The sequence below is a fragment of the Streptomyces sp. NBC_00224 genome (assembly GCF_041435195.1).
Taxonomy (GTDB): domain Bacteria; phylum Actinomycetota; class Actinomycetes; order Streptomycetales; family Streptomycetaceae; genus Streptomyces.
Genome location: NZ_CP108106.1, coordinates 2,544,119 through 2,560,874, shown reverse-complemented (window position 1 = coordinate 2,560,874; position 16,756 = coordinate 2,544,119). Strand labels below are relative to the sequence as shown.

Annotated in this window: 14 protein-coding genes; 7 read left to right on the top strand and 7 right to left on the bottom strand. The window is 72.5% G+C overall.

Features of this window, described 5'->3' with window-relative positions:
- The first annotated feature begins 52 nt into the window (after positions 1-52).
- Positions 53-1,504: a ribosome biogenesis GTPase Der gene (gene der, locus OG965_RS11405; RefSeq protein ID WP_371651756.1), complete on the top strand. Its 1,452-nt coding sequence runs from the start codon at positions 53-55 to the stop codon at positions 1,502-1,504.
- A gap of 28 nt (positions 1,505-1,532) precedes the next feature.
- Here the strand turns inward: der and OG965_RS11400 are convergent, their stop codons facing one another.
- Both OG965_RS11400 and OG965_RS11395 read right to left on the bottom strand, forming a co-directional pair.
- Complete coding sequence (locus tag OG965_RS11400) at positions 1,533-1,919, bottom strand: hypothetical protein (protein WP_371651754.1); 387 nt, start codon at positions 1,917-1,919, stop codon at positions 1,533-1,535.
- 309 nt (positions 1,920-2,228) lie between these two features.
- Positions 2,229-3,002, bottom strand: a complete 774-nt coding sequence (locus OG965_RS11395) for a hypothetical protein (protein ID WP_371651752.1) — start codon at positions 3,000-3,002, stop codon at positions 2,229-2,231.
- A 529-nt stretch (positions 3,003-3,531) separates the two neighbouring features.
- On the opposite strand from OG965_RS11395, the gene OG965_RS11390 reads away from it, so the two are divergent.
- Positions 3,532-4,248: a transglycosylase family protein gene (locus tag OG965_RS11390; RefSeq protein ID WP_371651750.1), complete on the top strand. Its 717-nt coding sequence runs from the start codon at positions 3,532-3,534 to the stop codon at positions 4,246-4,248.
- An 86-nt stretch (positions 4,249-4,334) separates the two neighbouring features.
- On the opposite strand, the gene OG965_RS11385 is transcribed toward OG965_RS11390, so the two are convergent.
- Genes OG965_RS11385 through OG965_RS11375 form a run of 3 tightly spaced genes read right to left on the bottom strand, consistent with a single transcriptional unit; the run spans position 4,335 to position 7,881 of the window.
- A complete protein-coding gene (locus OG965_RS11385; protein ID WP_371651748.1) occupies positions 4,335-4,991 on the bottom strand; it encodes an ATP-binding cassette domain-containing protein in 657 nt (218 codons plus the stop codon).
- 19 nt (positions 4,992-5,010) lie between these two features.
- Positions 5,011-7,479, bottom strand: coding sequence for an ATP-binding cassette domain-containing protein (locus OG965_RS11380; RefSeq protein WP_371651746.1), 2,469 nt, complete (start codon positions 7,477-7,479; stop codon positions 5,011-5,013).
- A gap of 3 nt (positions 7,480-7,482) precedes the next feature.
- Positions 7,483-7,881 (bottom strand): hypothetical protein, encoded by a 399-nt coding sequence (locus tag OG965_RS11375; RefSeq protein WP_371651744.1) that lies wholly within the window; start codon positions 7,879-7,881, stop codon positions 7,483-7,485.
- A gap of 107 nt (positions 7,882-7,988) precedes the next feature.
- On the opposite strand from OG965_RS11375, the gene OG965_RS11370 reads away from it, so the two are divergent.
- Together OG965_RS11370 and OG965_RS11365 are read left to right on the top strand one after the other, a co-directional pair.
- On the top strand, positions 7,989-8,507 hold the full coding sequence (locus OG965_RS11370; RefSeq protein ID WP_371651742.1) for a hypothetical protein: 519 nt from the start codon (positions 7,989-7,991) through the stop codon (positions 8,505-8,507).
- The gene (locus OG965_RS11365) at positions 8,485-9,756 is read left to right on the top strand and encodes an ABC transporter substrate-binding protein (protein ID WP_371651740.1); all 1,272 of its coding nucleotides are present in this window, start codon (positions 8,485-8,487) and stop codon (positions 9,754-9,756) included. Before OG965_RS11370 ends, OG965_RS11365 begins: the two co-directional genes overlap by 23 nt.
- On the opposite strand, the gene ctaD is transcribed toward OG965_RS11365, so the two are convergent.
- The gene (ctaD, locus tag OG965_RS11360; RefSeq protein WP_371651738.1) at positions 9,744-11,444 is read right to left on the bottom strand and encodes a cytochrome c oxidase subunit I; all 1,701 of its coding nucleotides are present in this window, start codon (positions 11,442-11,444) and stop codon (positions 9,744-9,746) included. The genes OG965_RS11365 and ctaD overlap by 13 nt on opposite strands.
- Positions 11,445-11,907: 463 nt before the next feature.
- Here ctaD and OG965_RS11355 point away from each other — a divergent pair, with 463 nt between their 5' ends.
- Entirely contained in the window at positions 11,908-12,123 is a 216-nt protein-coding gene (locus OG965_RS11355) for an I78 family peptidase inhibitor (protein ID WP_101387617.1), read from the top strand.
- A 122-nt stretch (positions 12,124-12,245) separates the two neighbouring features.
- Here OG965_RS11355 and OG965_RS11350 read toward each other — a convergent pair whose 3' ends face one another.
- On the bottom strand, positions 12,246-13,244 hold the full coding sequence (locus OG965_RS11350) for a phosphatase PAP2 family protein (RefSeq protein ID WP_371651735.1): 999 nt from the start codon (positions 13,242-13,244) through the stop codon (positions 12,246-12,248).
- A gap of 523 nt (positions 13,245-13,767) precedes the next feature.
- Here OG965_RS11350 and OG965_RS11345 point away from each other — a divergent pair.
- Together OG965_RS11345 and OG965_RS11340 are read left to right on the top strand one after the other, a co-directional pair.
- A complete protein-coding gene (locus OG965_RS11345; RefSeq protein ID WP_371651733.1) occupies positions 13,768-15,426 on the top strand; it encodes an MFS transporter in 1,659 nt (552 codons plus the stop codon).
- A 133-nt stretch (positions 15,427-15,559) separates the two neighbouring features.
- A complete protein-coding gene (locus tag OG965_RS11340) occupies positions 15,560-16,756 on the top strand; it encodes an acyl-CoA dehydrogenase family protein (RefSeq protein ID WP_371651731.1) in 1,197 nt (398 codons plus the stop codon).

The window sequence follows — 16,756 nt, the reverse complement described above, 5'->3', positions numbered from 1 at the left end:
TAGTGGACCGGACGCCCGGTCCATCGATGACGCAGAACGAGGAACGGACTTCATGAACGACCAGCACGACCACGGAGCACTCGGCGACGCCGAGTACGCGGAGTTCATGGAGCTCGCCGCGGTAGAGGGTTTCGACATCGAGGACGTCGAGGGCGCGATCGAGGAGGCGGGCCACGGCCCGCTGCCCGTCCTCGCCGTCGTCGGCCGCCCGAACGTCGGCAAGTCGACCCTGGTGAACCGCATCATCGGACGCCGCGAGGCGGTCGTCGAGGACAAGCCGGGCGTCACCCGCGACCGCGTCACCTATGAGGCGGAGTGGGCGGGCCGTCGTTTCAAGGTCGTCGACACCGGCGGCTGGGAGCAGGACGTGCTCGGCATCGACGCGTCCGTGGCCGCCCAGGCGGAGTACGCGATCGAGGCCGCCGACGCCTGTGTCTTCGTCGTGGACGCCAAGGTCGGCGCCACCGACACCGACGAGGCCGTCGTCAAGCTGCTGCGCCGGGCCGGCAAGCCCGTCGTGCTGTGCGCCAACAAGGTGGACGGCCAGTCGGGCGAGGCGGACGCCTCCTCGCTGTGGTCCCTCGGCCTCGGCATGCCGCACCCCGTCTCCTCGCTGCACGGCCGCGGCACCGGCGACATGCTGGACGCCGTCCTGGAGGCGCTGCCCGAGGCGCCCGCGCAGACCTTCGGCGGCTCGGCCCCCGGCGGCCCCCGCCGCATCGCGCTCATCGGCCGCCCGAACGTCGGCAAGTCCTCGCTCCTGAACAAGGTGGCGAAGGAGGACCGCGTCGTCGTCAACGAGCTGGCCGGTACCACTCGCGACCCGGTCGACGAGCTGATCCAGCTCGGCGGGGTGACCTGGAAGTTCATCGACACCGCGGGCATCCGCAAGCGGGTCCACCTCCAGCAGGGCGCCGACTACTACGCCTCGCTGCGCACGGCCGCCGCCGTCGAGAAAGCCGAGGTGGCGGTGATCCTGATCGACGCGACCGAGAACATCAGCGTCCAGGACCAGCGCATCATCACCATGGCCGTCGAGTCGGGCCGTGCCATCGTCATCGCGTACAACAAGTGGGACGACCTCGACGAGGAGCGCCGCTACTACCTGGAGCGCGAGATCGAGACCGAGATGCAGCAGGTGGCCTGGGCCCCGCGCGTCAACGTCTCCGCGCTGACCGGCCGCCACATGGAGAAGCTGGTCCCGGCCATCGAGGCCGCGCTCGCGGGCTGGGAGACGCGCGTCCCGACCGGGCGGCTCAACGCCTTCCTCGGTGAGATCGTCGCCGCCCACCCGCACCCGGTCCGCGGCGGCAAGCAGCCGCGCATCCTGTTCGGTACGCAGGCCGGAACGAAGCCGCCGCGGTTCGTGCTCTTCGCCTCCGGCTTCCTGGAGCACGGCTACCGGCGCTTCGTCGAGCGCCGGCTGCGCGAGGAGTTCGGCTTCGAGGGCACCCCGATCCACATCTCGGTGCGGGTGCGCGAGAAGCGCAGCAAGAAGAAGTAACCCCCGCGGGGGCCGGGGCCCTACGGCCTCACAGGCCCCTGCGCGGGGCGGGCGGCAGTGCTGCCGGGAGCTGGTGGAGCCCGGTGTGCTGCCGCCCTGTCATGGGCCCGGTGGTGCTGTTCGCCGTCCCGCTGAGCTGCCAGGGCGAGCCGCTGTGCGCGGGGTACGGGTGGAAGCTCGGGACGGTCTGGGGGTGCGGCACCTGCGGGTGCACCGGCTGGGGGTGGTGCTGGTGGGCGCCGCGGAAGCCGAGGGACCCGGAGTGCCCCAGGGCCGCGAAGCCCCGGAAGCCGAGGTCGTCCTCGCCGCTCCGGTCACCCGGCAGGGCCCGGAAGGACCGGCGGTACTCCGAGTACAGCGCGTCGTAGATCGGCGTGGCCGAGTGGCCGCCCGAGAGGTCCTGTGCGGGTCGCATGGAGGGGATCTGCGACTGGTACGACTGGCGGGAGGGCTCGTATGCGTGCACGTATGTGCCAACGACCCCGACGGCTCTCGGATGCGGGCTGACAGCAGATAACACGCATCACCGGATGCACGAGGTGATCCGGGCGTACGCGGGGCGCTCACACGGGGCCGGACGCGATGGCGTGTCCTCCGGGCTGTGACAGCGAGCCGCCGGGCGCGGCGTGCGCGTGGCGGGCGTGGCAACGGCTCCGGGGCCCGGGCCGGTACGCGGTCCGGGCCCCGGGGTCTTTGCGGGGGCGGGGGGTTGCCGACCGTCAGGTCACGTGCCCGCCAGGGGCATCGCCGCCGACACCAGGGTGCCGTCCGAGGCCGCCTTCTCCAGGGCGTCGCGCAGCAGGTCCTCGCGGGGCTGCTGGCCGATGGAGCCGACCGGGGCCGCGAAGACCAGGACGCGCTGGGTGCGGTTGGCGGCCGCGCGCCAGCCCTCGGTCACCTGGAGCGGCTGGTGGGCCTGCCACCAGGAGACCGGGCTGCCGCTGCCGCCCGTGCCGGGCTGCAGGATCGCGTGCAGCTGGCCCATGGCGAGCAGCACCGACCAGCCGGCGAGCACCGAGGGCATCCGGCCGACGTCGGTGACCGGGACGAAGCCCTGCTCGATCAGGAGCGGCAGGAACTCGTCCGTGGTGCCGCCCGAGCCGGGGCGGGCGATCGGGGCGGTCGGCTCCACGACGAGCGCCGGGTGCAGGGTGCCCTCGATCAGGATGAGGCCGCTGGTGATCCCCAGCACGGCCTGCTGGGGTGCGGCACCCCCGAACTCGTCGCCGGTGATGGACCGGACGGCCCCCTGCAGCTGCTCCTCGGAGACCTGGACGACCTGGGAGGGGATGCAGGAGGCGTGGGCGAAGGCGAGGACGGCGGTCTCCTCGCCGACGAACAGCACGGTGCTGGTGGCTTCGTGCTCGGAGTCGCCGGGGGTGCGGCAGGAGGTGCAGTCGTAGCTGCCCGGGGCGTTCTCGCCGGCGAGCAGCCGGTCGGCCTCTTCGTCGCCGATCTCGGCGCGGACGTCCTCGCTGACGTCGAGCATGCGCGGCACGGGTGGCTCCTACTGGATGCGTGCGCCGGGTGGTTCCCGGCTCCTGAAAGGACAACGGCGGATCTGTGGCAGGGGTCACGCCCCAGGGCGAACGGAATCGAACCACCGGGCGCAGAGGGTGAGTACGCCCCCGGAACCCCTCACTCCATGTCAACGCGTGGCGGCTGCACGGAAGTTGGGCCGGTGAGCTGGGTCACAGATCGGGTTGACGGCAGGTCGACAAATCCTGAAATCCATCAATCAAGTGGGTGTCCGGAAATCGCCGTTACCCGAGGTAATAGTCAACTGGCCTGGAATGACAAGGCATTGGTTGATACCAGGGTGATCCGGTCCCTACATTCCAACGCCGTGTGCACCTAGCACCGCCCGGGCAGCCCGCCCCGTACGGCCGCACGACAGCTACGACTCGTACGACCGCACCACAGGCAAGCGCACGACCCCGGCGGGCGGGGCGGCACGGAACGGGACGCCGGACGCGTCACCGGGCCGTACCGCCTGGGAGTCCCGGGTCCTTCGGAAGAGGGACTTCATGTCTGTTGGTACCAGTCGTTCCAGCTCCAGGCGCTCCACGGTGGCGGCGATCGGCGCCGCCCTGGTGGCGGCGCCGCTGGCGCTGCTAGCCGTCTCCGCCGGCCCGGCCGGCGCGGCGGACGGTGCGGTGTGGGACCGCATCGCGCAGTGCGAGAGCGGAGGAAACTGGCACATCAACACCGGCAACGGCTACTACGGCGGACTCCAGTTCTCCGCCGGATCCTGGCGGGCGCACGGCGGCGGGGCGTACGCGTCCACCGCCGACCGGGCGAGCCGTTCTCAGCAGATAGCCGTCGCCACCCGGCTCCAGCGGGCGCAGGGCTGGGGCGCGTGGCCCGTCTGCGCCGCCCGGGCGGGGGCGTACGGGGAGGCGCCGTCGGCGCCCAAGCCGTCGACGCACAAGGCCAAGGCCAAGCCCAAGGTCAAGGCCGAGCACAGGTCGGAGCCCAAGCGCGAGGCTCGCGAGGCCGATACGCACAAGGCGGGAACCGGCCGGGTCGAGGCCAAGGCGGCACCGGCGAAGGCGCCCGAGCGGCCGCCCGTCCGGACCGACCGGGATGCGCGCGGCGGCGACTACACCGTGCGCGAGGGGGACACGCTGTCCGCCATCGCCGAGGCGCACGGCACCACCTGGGAGACGCTGTACGCCGCCAACAAGGCGGTCGTCGGCGGCGATCCGGACCTGATCCTGCCCGGCGAGCGGCTCGCCCTCTGAGCCGCGCCACCACCCCGCCCGGTCGCCCGACCGGGTGGGGCTCGGGCGCTTTCGGCGCGGCGACCTCGCCACCCGCGCCCGGCGGATCAGGGGCGCGGGCCTTCCAGCTCCGCGCTCTCGCCGCTGAAGACCACGTTGCCGCGCCGCAGCCGGTGCACGATCGCCGGGCGGCCGGGCGGGAGTCGTTGCTCCGCGACCACCACGGCCCGCTCCCGCGCGAGCTCGGCCAGCAGGTCGTAGGTGCGCTCGGCCACTTCGGGGGACATGCCCTGGGCCGGCTCGTCGAGCAGGACGAGCCGGGCGCCGCCGACCAGCGCGCGCGACACCGCGAGCATCCGCTGCTCGCCGCCCGACAGGGTGCCCGCCCGCCGGGGCAGCAGCGGCCACAGCGCCGGATAGCCGTCGAGCGCCGCCGTGAAGTCCCCGCCCGGAGCGACGAGTTCGAGGTTCTCGGCGACGGTCAGCCCGGCGTGCACGGCCCGTACGTCCGGGACCAGGCACAGTCCGCGCCGCGCGCGCTCGTGTACGGGCAGCCGGGTGACGTCGGCACCGCGCCACACCACCCGCCCGGCCGTCGGCGTCACCGTCCCCGCCAGGGCGCGCAGCGCGGTCGTGCGGCCGGAGCCGTTGCGGCCGAGCAGGACGGTCAGGGCGCGGGCGGGCACCGCCAGGTCGACCCCGTGCAGCGCCTCCAGCGGGCCGTACCGCACCCGCGCGCCCCTCAGCTCGATCTCGATGCTCATCGCATGGGCCCGTCCGTCGTCATCCGATCCGTCCCGCCCGCATCACATGGACCGTGTCGGCGATGTCCGCGACCAGGTCGAGGTCGTGCTCGACGACGAGTACGGCCATGCCGTCGGCGGCCAGCGCCCGCAGCACCCGGGCCAGTTCCCCGGCCTCGGCGGTGTCGAGCCCGGCGGCCGGCTCGTCGAGGAGAAGTGTGTGCGGGCGGCCCGCCAGCGCCCGGCCGAGCTCGACGCGGCGCAGCGTGCCGGTGGGCAGTCCGGCGGCCGGCAGCCGCCGCACCCCGCCCGCGAGGCCCATCAGCCGCAGCGCCTGCTCCACCGCCGCCGGGTCGCGCACCCGGCCCTGCTCGGCCCCGATCCGTACGTTCTCCTCGACGGTCAGCGAGGGGAACACCGCGATCTGCTGGAAGGTCCGCGCGATGCCGAGCCGGGTACGGGCGTGGGCCGGGCGGCGGGTGATGTCGTCCCCGCCGAACGCGACCCGCCCCGCGTCGGGGCGCAGGGTGCCGCACAGGCAGTGGAACAGCGTGGTCTTCCCGGCGCCGTTGCCGCCGATCAGCGCGGTGACCCGGCCCGGTGGCACGGCCAGGTCGACACCCGCGAGGACGGTGTACGAGCCGTACGAGAGCCGCACCCCGTGCGCGGCGAGTTCGGGGGGCGCCGCCGGGGCCGGGGCCGCCGGGAGCGCGTACACCTTCCGTGCCGCGGCCGGTGGGGCCTTCGGGGGGCTGGGGCGGCGGGAGAGCAGCTCGTGGGCCTGCGGGAAGCGGCCGACGAGCAGGGCGAGCAGACCGATGGCGGCGGCCGCCACCCCGCCCCGGGTGCCCGCGTCCAGGCCGACCAGGAGGGCGGCCGCGGCCGGGGCGCCCAGCGGGTTGTCCGCGCCGAGCACCACCACCGCCGCGAACCAGAGCAGCCCGCGCACCGGGTCGTACGCGCCCGGGTCGAAGGTCCGCAGCCCCATCGAGAGCAGCCCCCCGCCGAGCGCGGCGAGGGCGGCGCCGATGACGAACGCGACGATCTTGAGCGCGGGGACGGGCACGCCCGCCGCCTGCGCGCCCTCCTCGTGGTCGCGCATCGCCGCCAGGGCGCGTCCGGTGCGGCCCCGGCGCAGGGCCGCCACGGCGAGCAACGCGCAGGCGAGCAGGGCGAGTTCGACGGTGTAGTACGCGCGGTCGTCGCCCAGGCCCGCCGGGCGGGTCAGGGTCAGGCCCGAGGTCGCGTACGGCTGGGCGAAGACGAAGCGGCTGGTGGCGACGGAGACCGCGAGGGTGGCCAGGGCGAGCGCCAGACCGTGGCGGCGGATCGCGGGCCGGCCCGTGAGCAGGCCGAGCGGGGCGACCAGGAGCACCGCGAGGAGCAGCGCGACCAGCTCCGGCACCGACTGCGAGAGCCAGCCGGTGAACAGGGCGCCCAGACCCGCGTACGCCGTCTGGCCCAGCGAGATCTGGCCGCCCCGGCCGCTCACCACGACCAGCGAGAGCAGCACGATCGCCAGCGCCGGGACCTGCACCGAGGTGTGCAGGTCGGAGCCCGCGAAGCCCAGCGGCAGCAGGAACAGGACGCCCGCCACCAGCCAGGCGGCGGGCGGTATCCGCACCGCGGCGACCGTCGTCCGCGACAGCGCGTCCCGCGTCCCGACGCCCGGCAGCACGAGCGCCGCGACCAGCAGCGCCACCACGAACAGGTTCGCCCCCACGGCCTGGACCAGCGGTTCGGCGCGCCCGGACGGATGGAGCCGGGTCAGCTGCGCCTGTGCCACCCCGATCAGCAGCGCGGCGCCCACCGCGACCACCACACCGCGCATCCTGGCGATCACCGCGACCGCGATCACCTCGACGACGAGCAGGGGGAGGCCGTACGGGTCGAGGCGGACGTAGGGCGCGAGCAGCACACCGGTGAGACCGGCGGTGAAGGCGCCGAACGCCCAGCCGACCGACGCCACCCGGTCGGTGTCGATGCCGCCGAGCGCGGCCAGTTCGCGGTTGTCGACGACCGCCCGCACCTCGCCGCCGAACCGCGTCCAGCGGGTCACCGCGCCCACCAGGGCGACGAGGGCCGCCACCACCGCCAGTTGGCCCCAGGGCTCGCCGGTCACCAGCGCCGGGGCGTCGGCCCGCGCGCCCGGGCCCCAGATCAGCGCGGCGCCGCCGACGAGCAGGACGAAGACGCCGATCGAGGCGACCAGGGTGCGGGCCGGGTCGTTGCCCTGGAGGGACAGCGGCCGGAAGACCAGGACGTCGAGCAGCACGCCCAGGCCGGGGGCGGCCACGAGCAGGGTGACGGCGGCGGCCGGGGCGAGCGGCCAGTGCCACTCGACGACGAGCTGGCGCAGTACATAGGCGCAGACCATGGCGATCGCGCCGTGCGCCAGATTGAGCACGCCGGTGGCCCGGTAGGTGACGACGAGGCCCATGCCGGTGAGGGCGGCGGCGCTGCCGACGGTGAGTCCCGCGAGGGTCAGGTCGTACGTCAGGGACGCCACGGGTCAGGGCTCGCACACGGGGCAGGGTTCCAGCGGCGCCTCGCCCGCCGGGTGTGCGTCCGGCCGCCCGGCCACCAGCGGGCAGTCGGGGCGGTGGGCGAGGGTGCCGCCCGGGACGCGGAGCAAGGGGCCGTCGGAGGAGGGTGGGCCGGGCTCGTCGGGGGACGGCGCCTCCTGGCCGGGCCGGTTCACCCGAACGGCTGCTTCCGCACCGGCGGTCCGCGCGAGCAGCACCGCGCCCGCCACGATCAGGGCCGCGCCCGGGACCGTACAGGAGGCGAGGTAAGGGATCTGGCGGGCGGCGAAGCGCTCGCCGGAGACGCCGTACCAGCCCGCGACACAGAGGACCGCGCCGCAGGCGGCGGCAGCAAGGCCCGCCCACAGCAGCCGGGAAGTCGGCATCAGGTCCCCATGTCCGGTGTCCGCCCGTCTGGTGGTGGAAGGCGATTCCTTGCACTATGCCCTGAAGCGGCAGACCCTGGAAGCATCCAGTCTTGGTGGTGAGCCAGATGAGTCCCGGCACACGTGTTCGGCCCGCGGCCTGGGCGGCCGCGGCGGTGCTCGTGCTGTTCCCGGCCGCCTCGGCGTGCTCGGACAGCGGCGGCAGCTCCGAGAAGTCCCCCTCGCCCACCGCGACCGCGCCCGCCAACTCCCCGGCCGCCGACCAGCCGGCCGACCCGGCGGCGGCCAAGGCGCAGATCGAGAAGAACTGGACGACGTTCTTCGACCCCAAGGCGTCCACCGACGCCAAGGTGAAGGTGCTGGAGAACGGCGACGCGCTGCGGCCGCTGCTCGTCGCGTTCGGCGGTGACAAGAACGCCGCGCAGTCCTCCGCCAAGGTCACCGGTGTCAGCTTCGGTTCGCCCACCCAGGCCACCGTGACGTACGACCTGCTGGTCGGCGGCAACCCGGCGCTGCCCGGCGCCAAGGGCACCGCGGTGCTCCAGGACCAGACGTGGAAGGTCTCGGTGAAGACGCTCTGCGCCCTCGTGCAGTTGAGCGGCAATGCGGCCGCGCCGGGCTGCTGAAGGCCTGCTGCTGACGGCGCTGCTCCTGCTGGGCGCCGGCTGCGGCAGCCGGCTGCCCGAGCGGGACTTCGAGGACCGGCCGACCGCGCCGGCGGCCGAACCGGTCCGGGTCGGCATCATCGCGAGCGAGACCAGCCCGGTCGGCGGCGCCGCGTTCACCGGGCCGCGCGACGGCGCCCGCGCCTACTTCGACGCGCTGAACGCCCAAGGAGGCCTGGGCGGCCGCAAGGTGGAGGTGCTCACCTGCGACGACGGGGGCAGCGGGGTCGGCAACACCGAGTGCGTGCACCGGCTGGTGACCGAGAAGAAGGTGTTCGCACTGGTCGCGACCACCGCGCTCGACTACGCGGGCGCCCCCGAGGTCTCCGCCGAGGGCGTCCCCGACATCGGCGGCCAGCCCATCGGCGCGGCCTACGACACCTATCCGCACCTGTACGGGATCTACGGCAGCGCCGCCCCGCGCGACGGCACCCCCGGCTGGGGCGGCAGCCTCTACGGAGGCACCGAGGTCTACCGCTACTTCAAGCGTGAGCAGGGCGCCCGCACGGCCGCCGTCGTCTCCTACAACCAGGCCGCGTCCGCCGCGTACGCCCGGCTGGTGACCGCGGGGCTGAAGGCCGAGGGGTACGACGTGGTCGGCGAGCAGGTCGACTTCGTGCTGCCGAACTTCCGCGCGGTCGCCGCAGATCTGAAGGCCCGGGGCGCCGACCTCGTCTTCGACGCGCTGGACACGCACGGCAATGTGCAGCTGTGCGAGGCGATGGACGCGCTGGGGGCGAAGGTCACCGCCAAGGTCACCAATGTGCAGAACTGGAACTCGGCGGTGCCCGACGACTACCGGGACGCCCCGCGCTGCCGCAACGCCCTGTGGGTGACCGGCTCTTCGCGCAACTACGAGGAGAAGGACCAGCCGGAGGTACGGGCGTTCCGGGCGGCGATGAAGGAGAAGCCGCTCTCGCAGTGGCAGCTGGAGGGATGGGCGGCGGCGATGTGGTTCACCGACGCCGCCCGGTCCTGCGCGGCGGCCGCGCTCACGCGCGCGTGCGTGGAGGGCTTCCTGAACCGGACCGAGCCGTACACCGCGCACGGGCTGCTGCTCCCGGTGTCGTACGCGCACCTGGACCGGCCGCCGAAGGAGCGCCGTACCTGTCTGTCGGTGGCCCGCTGGCAGGACGCCAAGGGGTGGGTGACCCAGGGCGACATGAGTGCCAACTGCTTCACCGTGCCCCAGCTCGCCTACCGGCCCTGAGGGTCCTTCTCCTTCTCCTGCGGCCGGTCCGGCGCCAGATCGTCGCGGAACGGCGCGTACTCGGGGTGGTGCAGGTCGAAGGCGGGCGACTCGGTGCGGATGCGGGGGATGGTGGTGAAGTTGTGGCGCGGCGGCGGGCAGGAGGTCGCCCACTCCAGCGAGCGCCCGAACCCCCAGGGGTCGTCGACCTCCACCTTCGTCCCGTACTTCGCCGTCTTCCAGACGTTGTAGAGGAACGGCAGCGTCGACATGCCGAGCAGGAAGGCGCCGATGGAGGAGACGGTGTTGAGGGCGGTGAAGCCGTCGGCGGCCAGATAGTCCGCGTACCGGCGGGGCATGCCCTCGGCGCCCAGCCAGTGCTGGACCAGGAACGTGGTGTGGAAGCCGACGAAGAGGGTCCAGAAGTGGATCTTCCCGAGCCGTTCGTCGAGCATCTTTCCGGTGAACTTGGGCCACCAGAAGTAGAAGCCGCCGAAGGTGGCGAAGACGACCGTGCCGAAGACGACGTAGTGGAAGTGGGCCACCACGAAGTACGAGTCGGTGACGTGGAAGTCGAGTGGTGGCGAGGCGAGGATGACGCCGGTGAGGCCGCCGAACAGGAAGCTGATCAGGAAGCCCACGGCCCAGAGCATCGGCGTCTCGAAGCTGAGCGAGCCGCGCAGCATCGTGCCCGTCCAGTTGAAGAACTTCACCCCGGTCGGCACCGCGATCAGGAACGACATGAAGGAGAAGAACGGCAGCAGCACCGCGCCGGTGGCGAACATGTGGTGCGCCCACACCACGATCGACAGTCCGGTGATGCACATGGTGGCGCCGACCAGCGTCAGATAGCCGAAGATCGGCTTGCGCGCGAAGACCGGGATGATCTCCGTGATGATGCCGAAGAACGGCAGCGCGATGATGTAGACCTCGGGATGGCCGAAGAACCAGAAGAGGTGCTGCCACAGCAGCGCGCCTCCCCACTGCGGCTCGAAGACCACCGATCCGAACCTGCGGTCCGCCTCCAGGACCAGCAGCGCCGCCGCGAGCACCGGGAAGGCGAGCAGCACCAGGATCGAGGTGAACAGCACGTTCCAGGTGAAGATCGGCATCCGGAACATCGTCATGCCGGGCGCGCGCATCCCGATGATGGTGGTCAGGAAGTTCACCGCGCCCAGGATCGTCCCGAACCCGGAGAGCGCGAGCCCCATGATCCACAGGTCGGCGCCGACGCCGGGGGAGCGGGTCATGGAGTTGAGCGGCGCGTAGGCGAACCAGCCGAAGGCCGCGGGGCCCCCGGGCACGAGCAGCGAGCCGAGGACGATGAGCCCGCCGAAGAGGAACAGCCAGTACGCCAGCATGTTGAGCCGGGGGAACGCCACGTCGGGGGCGCCGATCTGGAGCGGCATGATCTCGTTGGCGAAGCCCGCGAAGGTGGGGGTGGCGAAGAGCAGCAGCATGATCGTGCCGTGCATGGTGAACATCTGGTTGAACTCGTTGTTCGACATGATCTGCAGGCCGGGGCGGGCCAGCTCGGCCCGCATGAACATGGCCATCAGCCCGGCGATCAGGAAGAAGACGAACGACGTGATCAGGTAGAGGTGCCCGATCTTCTTGTGGTCCGTGGTGGTCAGCCAGTCCACGATCACCCGGCCCGACTGCCGGGCCTCGTGTGGTCCCGCGTCCGCGGTCGCCGTCTCCGTACCCATCGCCGCCCCCACTCAGGTGTCAGGCATCAGGCCGGTAGCCATGATGCTCGCGCTGGTACCCGGTCCGACAGGGTGCGTACATGACCGGGATAGGCGCATACGAGCCAACGCGCCGGACGCAGCCGACGGCGAAGAGGATCCGCCGTCGGTGCGGATCGTGTAAGGATGCCGTGAATTCCCTATGGCTCGTCAATTCCCCACGCGGAGGCTTGGCTGAGAAATTCAGCCGGGTGTTTCGGGGGCGCTTCCGGGGGAATTCTGAAATGGGCCCGAACGGCCTGTCGGGGGCTGTGCGATTTCTGGGCGGCCTGACCGGAACTCCCCGTACGAGTGACCAAGTTCGAGGTAAACCCGGCCCATGATCCTGTGACACAAGTGTGACCGGCGGGGGACGTGGTGCGGACAGCGGCAGGGCAGGGGCCCCGGCTTCCGTCACCGCCCCGGGGCGCCTACGGTGGCTGGCATGGCACCCATACCGACCCCCTCCGCACAGCCCGACGACGCCCCCGACGCCTATGTGGGCCTGGCCGGCGAGGCCGCCGAGCGGCTGGCACGCGCGCGTGGCTGGACCACCGTCAGGTCGCTCGCTCCTGGCTCGATCATCACCATGGAGTACCTGGAAGGGCGGCTGAACTTCGAGGTGGCCGACGGCACGGTGATCCGCTGCTGGCGCGGTTGAATCTCGCTCCCGCAGGGACGACGCGTACGGACGGCGAAGGCCCCGGCGGCTCCGAGTGGAGCCGCCGGGGCCTTCGCCGTGCGGGGGTGGTTGTGCGTACCGTTCCCGCTGCTTGGAGGGTGTCAGCCGCCGAGGGGGCGGGCCGGCGCCGGGCGCGGGCTGCGCTCGGGGTGCTGCGGGCGCCTGCTGGCCGCCGGGGGCACCGGCGGGCGCTCGGGGCGGGGACCGGCGCCCGGCGGACGGGCCGCGCCGCGGGCCCCCGCGGTGCGCCCGCCACTGGCCGCGCCCACCGGCTCGCGCACCGGGGCGTCGTCCTCGCTCGCGGTGCGCTGGGCGAACACGCCGGGCAGCGCGCCGGCCGGAACGGGCAGCGCCGGAACGGCAGTTCCGCGTGCGCGCCACTTGGCCCGCAGCGCGAAGACCAGCGCCTCGGCGCGGGCGATCAGCGGCTCGCACCAGGGCAGCGCCAGCAGGATGAGCAGTCCGGCCGCCCAGCCGAGGAGCACGTCGCTCACCCAGTGGGTGCCGAGGTAGACGGTGGTGGCGCCGACGCCCAGGGCGACCACGGCCGAGATCACCGACAGCCAGCGCCGGGCCCGCGGGGTGGTGGCCAGATAGGCGAGGATGCCCCAGGTCACGACCGCGTTGGCGGTGTGGCCGGAGGGGAATATATCGCCGCCCGCGAACAGTTCGGCCGAGCCGATCTGCGTCGCGTAGTGCGGGCCGAGGCGGCCGAGGCCGAGCTTGACCGCGCCGACCGTGATGTTCAGGAGCAGCAGCGAGGCGCCCAGCGCGAGCAGCGGGCGCAGGGTGTGCTGCCGCCAGGAGCGCCAGCCCAGCCAGGCCGCGACCATCACCGCCGTGGGGCCGCGCTGGCCCAGGACCACGAAGTAGTCGAGGAAGGCGTGCAGCTGCGGCCACTGCTCGTAGGGCCGGAACAGCATGACCTTCCAGTCCAGCTCGACGAGCCAGGACGAGGCGAGCACGGCGACGACGATGGCGACGTAGAACGCCATCGTCGCGCTGAAGAGGATCACGCGATGACGGCTCATCCGCGGGATCGCTATCTTCGGCGGCTCGGGCTCCCGGTCCAGACGGGCGAAGATTCGGTCGGTACGCACTCAATCGACGTTACAGCGAGTGAGTGACGGCCCAGGCCGATCCGGCGGCTTTGTGATGACGATGTGATGTGGAGTATGTCTCACGTCACGGTTTATTCCCGGGCCCGGGAAATGCGCGGATGACCTTGGAATCTATTCCGCCGCAGGCCGGTGCGGAACGCTCTTTGAATCCGGTGAACAGATTCTCCGGGAAGCGGGCCGGAATTCATCGTTCAGCCATCAGGCCTGGCACGGGGTGCCAGGATTCACCGACACGGCGTGCCAAGATCATTAATGCCCCGGGGTGGCGACTCCCCGCTCTTCGTTCGATGTGGCGCACGCCACAGGGTGCGTCCAATGGGGTGAGAGGTGGACCACGTGCCGATGGCTGGAACTCGCGTACGCTGACGAATCACTCGCTCGTCGATGCCGGACCCACAAGACCACGCAGGTACAGGGTCCGCCGAGAGCGGGGACGATGCGTCACCGCGAGGCCGGCGTGTCCCGGGACCCCGGCAGGGGCCGCCGTACAGGAGGTACACACATGGCAGGAACGATGACGGACGCCGCACGCGCGCGTGCGACCGCCGGCGGTGCCAACCGCTGGGTCGTCCTCGTCGTCCTCTGTGTGAGTCTGCTGCTCGTCGCGCTCGACGCGACCGTCCTGCACGTCGCCGTCCCCTCGGTCACCGAGGATCTGCGCCCCAGCGCCACCGCGCTGCTGTGGATCGTCGACGCCTATCCGCTGGTCTGCGCCGCCCTCCTCATCCTCTTCGGCACCCTCGGCGACCGCGTCGGCCGCCGCCGGGTGCTGCTGCTCGGTTACGGGATCTTCGGTCTGGCGTCCGCCGTCGCGGCCCTGGCCGGGTCGGCCGAGCTCCTGATCGTGGCCCGTGCGCTGCTAGGTGTCGGCGGCGCGATGATCATGCCCGCCACGCTCTCCATCCTCCGCGCGGTCTTCCCCGACCGTCGGGAACGCGCCACCGCCATCGGCGTGTGGACCGCCACCGCGGCGATAGGCGCCGCCACCGGACCCGTGCTCGGCGGCTTCCTCGTCCAGCACTTCTGGTGGGGCTCGGTCTTCCTGATCAACATCCCGCTGATGGCGCTGATCCTCCCGCTGGGCCGCAAGCTGCTGCCCGAGTCCAAGGGCGGCACCGACGGGCCGTGGGACGTGCTCGGCGCGCTGACGGCCGCCGCCGGAGTGATCACCCTGGTCCTGGGCGTGAAGCGGCTGGGCGCCGGTCACGGGCTGCTCGACCTCTTCACCCTGGCGCCGCTGTGCGCGGGCACCGCCCTGATCGTCCTGTTCGTACGGCGCCAGAAGCGGCGCCGCCATCCGCTGGTCGACATGCGGATGTTCGCCCGGCCCACCTTCTCCACCTCGATCGGGTGCATCGTCCTCGCCATGCTGGCGCTGGTCGGCCTGGAGCTCATAGCCGTCCAGTACCTCCAGCTGGTCCTCGGGCTCAGCCCGCTCGAAACCGGGCTGCGGCTGCTGCCCCTCACCTTCGCCGCGATGGCCGCCGGGGCCACCGGCTCGTACACCCTGCGCCGCTTCGGCCCGCGCACGATGGTCGGCTGCGGCTTCGCCCTGACCGCCGCCGCCGTGCTGCTGCTCGTCCTGATGGGCCAGCACGACCGGCCGCTGCTGCTCACCAGTGCCTTCATAGTCCTGGGCTTCGGCCTCCAGACGACGCTCTTCGGGGCGTACGAATCGATGCTGAGCGAGGCGCCCGCCGACTGTGCGGGCGGGGCCGCCGCGATCGGCGAGACCTCCTACCAGCTCGGCGCCGGAATGGGTATCGCCCTGCTCGGCAGCGTGATGAACGCGGCCTACGCCCCCGGGCTCGCCTCGGTCCCCGGGGTCCCGCGCGAGGCCTCGGCGGGCGCGGCCAACTCCCTGGGCGAGGCCTATGACGTCGCGGACCGCCTCGGCGGCCCGGCGGGCGCGGCCCTGCGCAGCGCCGCGCGGCACTCCTTCGTCCATGGCCTGCATGTGACGCTGCTGGTCAGCGTGGGTCTGCTGGTCCTGGGCGCGCTGGCCGCGCTGCGGCTGCCCCGGGTGATGGAGTGCGGGGCGCAGCACACCGAGCTCGCGCCGGGGCTGCCCGAGCAGCGGACCGAGCAGCACGCCAGGGTCCCCGCGGCGGCGGGCGTTCCGGCCACCGAGGCGGCGGGATCCGGGCCCGGCGGCCACTGAGGCGGGGGGCCCGCACGGACGGGCGGGTCTGGACGCGCGGCACACTGAGCCGTAACGTCAGCGGGCAGCAATAACTACCACTGCTAGTTTTAGCTGAGCCGCACAGGTTCTCAGGGACGCCGGAGGCATCCTCATGTCCGCACCCGCCAAGCTGCCCCCCTTCGACCCGGCCGACCCCCTCGGGCTCGACGACCTGCTGAGCGACGAGGACCTCGCGGTCCGCGACACCGTCCGCTCCTGGGCCGCCGACCGGGTCCTGCCGCACATCGCCGAGTGGTACGAGAGCGGCGAGCTGCCCATCCGCGAGCTCGCGCGGGAGCTCGGCGCCATGGGCGCGCTCGGAATGTCGCTCACCGGCCACGGCTGCGCGGGCGCCACCGCCGTCCAGTACGGCCTGGCCTGTCTGGAGCTGGAGGCCGCCGACTCCGGCATCCGCTCCCTCGTCTCGGTCCAGGGCTCGCTCGCGATGTACGCGATCTGGAAGTTCGGCTCCGAGGAGCAGAAGGAGCGCTGGCTGCCGTCGATGGCGGCCGGCGAGACCATCGGCTGCTTCGGCCTCACCGAGCCCGACCACGGCTCCGACCCCGCCGGGATGCGTACGTACGCGAAGAGGGACGGCACCGACTGGGTGCTCAACGGCCGCAAGATGTGGATCACCAACGGGTCGGTCGCCGGGGTCGCGGTGGTCTGGGCGCAGACGGACGACGGGAGCGGCGGTATCAGGGGATTCGTCGTCCCCACCGACACCCCCGGCTTCTCGGCGCCCGAGATCAAGCACAAGTGGTCGCTGCGGGCATCGGTCACCAGCGAGCTGGTCATGGACGAGGTGCGGCTGCCCGCCGACGCGGTGCTGCCGGGGGTCACCGGGCTCAAGGGCCCGCTGAGCTGTCTCTCGCACGCGCGGTACGGAATCGTCTGGGGTGCGATGGGCGCGGCCCGTGCCTCGTTCGAGGCGGCGGTGGACTACGCGAAGAGCCGCGAGCAGTTCGGCAGGCCCATCGGCGGCTTCCAGCTCACCCAGGCCAAGCTCGCCGACATGGCGGTCGAGCTCCACAAGGGCGTCCTGCTGGCCCACCATCTGGGGCGGCGCATGGACGCGGGCAGGCTCCGTCCGGAACAGGTCAGCTTCGGAAAGCTCAACAACGTACGGGAGGCGATCGAGATCTGCCGCACCTCGCGCACGATCCTCGGGGCCAACGGGATCTCGCTGGAGTACCCCGTGATGCGGCACGCCACCAATCTGGAGTCGGTGCTCACCTATGAGGGCACCGTGGAGATGCACCAGCTGGTGCTGGGCAAGGCGCTCACCGGACTGGACGCGTTCCGCTAG

Excerpts from the sequence above, each read along its gene's own strand:
- der (WP_371651756.1), top strand. The coding sequence starts at position 53 with ATGAACGACCAGCACGACCACGGAGCACTCGGCGACGCCGAGTACGCG.
- OG965_RS11400 (WP_371651754.1), bottom strand. The coding sequence starts at position 1,919 with ATGCGACCCGCACAGGACCTCTCGGGCGGCCACTCGGCCACGCCGATC.
- OG965_RS11390 (WP_371651750.1), top strand. The coding sequence starts at position 3,532 with ATGTCTGTTGGTACCAGTCGTTCCAGCTCCAGGCGCTCCACGGTGGCG.
- OG965_RS11385 (WP_371651748.1), bottom strand. The coding sequence starts at position 4,991 with ATGAGCATCGAGATCGAGCTGAGGGGCGCGCGGGTGCGGTACGGCCCG.
- OG965_RS11375 (WP_371651744.1), bottom strand. The coding sequence starts at position 7,881 with ATGCCGACTTCCCGGCTGCTGTGGGCGGGCCTTGCTGCCGCCGCCTGC.
- OG965_RS11370 (WP_371651742.1), top strand. The coding sequence starts at position 7,989 with ATGAGTCCCGGCACACGTGTTCGGCCCGCGGCCTGGGCGGCCGCGGCG.
- OG965_RS11365 (WP_371651740.1), top strand. The coding sequence starts at position 8,485 with ATGCGGCCGCGCCGGGCTGCTGAAGGCCTGCTGCTGACGGCGCTGCTC.
- ctaD (WP_371651738.1), bottom strand. The coding sequence starts at position 11,444 with ATGGGTACGGAGACGGCGACCGCGGACGCGGGACCACACGAGGCCCGG.
- OG965_RS11355 (WP_101387617.1), top strand. The coding sequence starts at position 11,908 with ATGGCACCCATACCGACCCCCTCCGCACAGCCCGACGACGCCCCCGAC.
- OG965_RS11345 (WP_371651733.1), top strand. The coding sequence starts at position 13,768 with ATGGCAGGAACGATGACGGACGCCGCACGCGCGCGTGCGACCGCCGGC.
- OG965_RS11340 (WP_371651731.1), top strand. The coding sequence starts at position 15,560 with ATGTCCGCACCCGCCAAGCTGCCCCCCTTCGACCCGGCCGACCCCCTC.